Here is a 3,028-nt window from a genome sequence, read left to right as displayed (position 1 = left end):
GTCTCGAACTGGTGGAACGGCGGAGGCGAGGACAGGGTCCATTCCAGCGTCGTTGCACCTTCGCCCCACGGATTGTCTCCGGCGAGCTGCTTTTTCGTGAAAGYGATGATCACGCCGTAGAAGAAGATGAGCAGGCCGGCAGCGAAGATGTAGGAGCCGATCGACGACCAGAAATGCCAGCCGGCGAAGGCATCCGGATAGTCCACATAGTGACGCGGCATGCCGGCGAGACCAAGGAAGTGCTGCGGGAAGAACAGCAGGTTGGCGCCGAAGAAGGCGACCCAGAAGTGCAGCCTGCCGATCCAGTCGGGGATGATATATCCCGACATCTTCGGGAACCAGTAGTAGAAGCCGGCGAACAGGCCGAATACGGCGCCGAGCGACAGCACGTAGTGGAAATGGGCCACGACGTAATAGGTCGCATGCAGCGAGCGGTCGATGCCCGCATTGGCCAGCACCACGCCGGTCACGCCGCCGACGGTGAACAGGAAGATGAAGCCGATGGCCCAGAGCATCGGCGCGGTGAAGCGCAGGCTGCCGCCCCACATCGTCGCGATCCAGGAGAAGATCTTGATGCCGGTCGGCACGGCGATCACCATCGTGGCGAAGACGAAGTAGCGCTGCGTGTTGAGCGAGAGRCCGRCKGTRWACATGTGGTGCGCCCACACGATGAAGCCGACGACGCCGATCGCCACCATCGCATAAGCCATGCCGAGATAGCCGAAGATCGGCTTCTTCGAGAAGGTCGAGATGATGTGGCTGACGATGCCGAAAGCCGGCAGGATCATGATGTACACTTCGGGGTGACCGAAGAACCAGAACAGGTGCTGGTAGAGCACCGGATCGCCGCCACCGGCCGGGTCATAGAAGGTGGTGCCGAAATTGCGGTCGGTCAGCAGCATGGTGATGGCGCCGGCGAGCACGGGCAGCGACAGCAGCAGCAGGAAGGCGGTGACCAGAACGCCCCAGGCGAACAGCGGCATCTTGTGCATGGTCATGCCAGGCGCGCGCATGTTCAGGATGGTGGTGATGAAGTTGATCGCGCCGAGGATCGAGGCAGCGCCCGCGAGGTGAAGCGCGAGAATGCCGAAATCGACCGAAGGACCTGGGTGGCCTGCCGACGAGAAGGGCGGATAGATCGTCCAGCCCGTGCCGACGCCGTGGGCGCCAGGTGCGCCTTCGACGAACATCGAGATGACCAGCAGCACGAAGCCGGCGACGGTCAGCCAGAACGAGATGTTGTTCATGCGCGGGAAGGCCATGTCCGGCGCGCCGATCATCAGCGGCACGAACCAGTTGCCGAAGCCGCCGATCACGGCGGGCATGACCATGAAGAAGATCATGATCAGGCCGTGGCCGGTGACGAAGACGTTGTAGCTCTGGCCGTTGGCGAAGATCTGCAGGCCGGGCTGCTGCAGCTCGATGCGCATCATGATCGAGAGGAAGCCGCCGACCAGACCAGCCATGATCGAGAAGGTCAGGTAGAGCGTCCCGATGTCCTTGTGATTGGTCGAGAGCAGCCAGCGCCGCCACCCGGTCGGGTGGGCGTGGGCGTCATCATGTCCGTGTGCGTGGGCGTGGGCGCCCGGAGCCGCAGTTGCCATGGATTCGTCTCCTCGTGCGAAATCTGTTCGCGTGAGTTCAGTCAGATCTGGTTCGTTCACTCGGCCGCGGCGGCGACCTTGCCGGCGGCGTCGCCGGCGCTGGCGAATTTCTTCTTCGATTCGGCAAGCCAGGCCGCATAGCGCTCGGCGCTCACGACGCGGAACGCGATCGGCATATAGGCGTGGTTCTGCCCGCAGATGAACGAGCACTGGCCATAATAGATGCCTTCGCGATCGGCGCGGAACCAGGTCTCGTTGAGACGGCCGGGGATGGCGTCGATCTTGATGCCGAAGGACGGCACGGTGAACTTGTGGATGACGTCGGCCGCGGTGACCTGGACGCGCACGACCTTGCCGACCGGCACGACCGCCTCGTTGTCGACAGCGAGCAGGCGCGGAGCCTCGGCTGCGGCGATCTTGTTGCTGGYGATCGCTTCGGCGCGCTGCTTTTCGTCGAGCATCAGCGAATCGAAGCCGAAGGCGCCGCCGTCCTGCGGATATTCGTAGGACCAGTACCACTGCTTGCCGGTGACCTTAACGGTCAGGTCCGACTGCGGAATCTCGAGCTGGAGCTTGAGCAGGCGGAAGGAGGGAATGGCGATGACGACGAGAATCAGGACCGGGATGACCGTCCAGGCCACTTCAAGCAGCGCATTATGCGTCGTCTTGGAGGGGACGGGGTTCTTCCTCTCGTTGAAGCGCCACGCGACATAGATCAGCAGCCCCAGCACGAAAATCGAGATCGTGAAGATGATCACGTTAAGCCAGTCATGGAACCAGTGAATGTATTCCGAGACCTCGGTGGCGGCGCCCTGCAGATTCATCTGCCAGGGCGAAGGCATGCCGGTGCCGGCCAGCGCACTTTCAGGAAGAAGCGTCGTCGCGCCCGCGGCGAGGGCCGCTGCGGCCACTGTTGCAATGGTCCTGCTCAGAAATCGCATCGGTCCGACATAGCTCCTGTGATCCCGTCGCGGCCCGCTGTCCTTGTCTATGCGGCCCACGCGCAACGAGGCCGGCTGATCGGCCCGCCTCGTTCTTCGGCATTGCGATAAATCAAAGATCACGCTTGCGCCAGAGGGGCAATGCAGGCCTTCCACGCAGCCCGTGCGGCATAATCACGCGAGGTCTCGGCCTCAAGAAGTGCTTCCGTTGTGGCTCTGTCCTTGACAGGGCGGGGTCTGCATGGTCCCAACGCAGGCACATTCGGAGCGTGATTGTTTTGTGTGGAAGCCCTTCTGGCATCCCTCAAAACATGGATCGCCCTCTCGAATATGATTAGAGACGGATGGCGGTTTTGTCGGAATCGGACGAACGATTCCCGCAAGGGCGATCCGGCTTCAGGGGGCGATGTCCGGCTATTCGTGCCGGTTTGAAGGGAATGACGGGGATGGGCAAGTTCATCGGACCTGTCTTCGCGGCTGCGC

At 62.3% G+C, this 3,028-nt stretch carries 2 protein-coding genes; both read right to left on the bottom strand.

The window, feature by feature from the left end:
- On the bottom strand, positions 1 to 1,604 hold a 1,604-nt coding region (ctaD, locus tag AC1DJT_RS35500), incomplete at its 3' end, for a cytochrome c oxidase subunit I (protein WP_476835937.1).
- Positions 1,605 to 1,660: 56 nt separating this feature from the next.
- Entirely contained in the window at positions 1,661 to 2,545 is an 885-nt protein-coding gene (gene coxB, locus AC1DJT_RS35495; RefSeq protein ID WP_476835936.1) for a cytochrome c oxidase subunit II, read from the bottom strand.
- Between the last annotated feature and the right edge of the window lie 483 nt (positions 2,546 to 3,028).

The sequence above is a fragment of the Allobosea sp. 05T422_2 genome (genome assembly GCF_056396265.1).
This window is presented reverse-complemented; position numbering and strand designations above follow the sequence as displayed.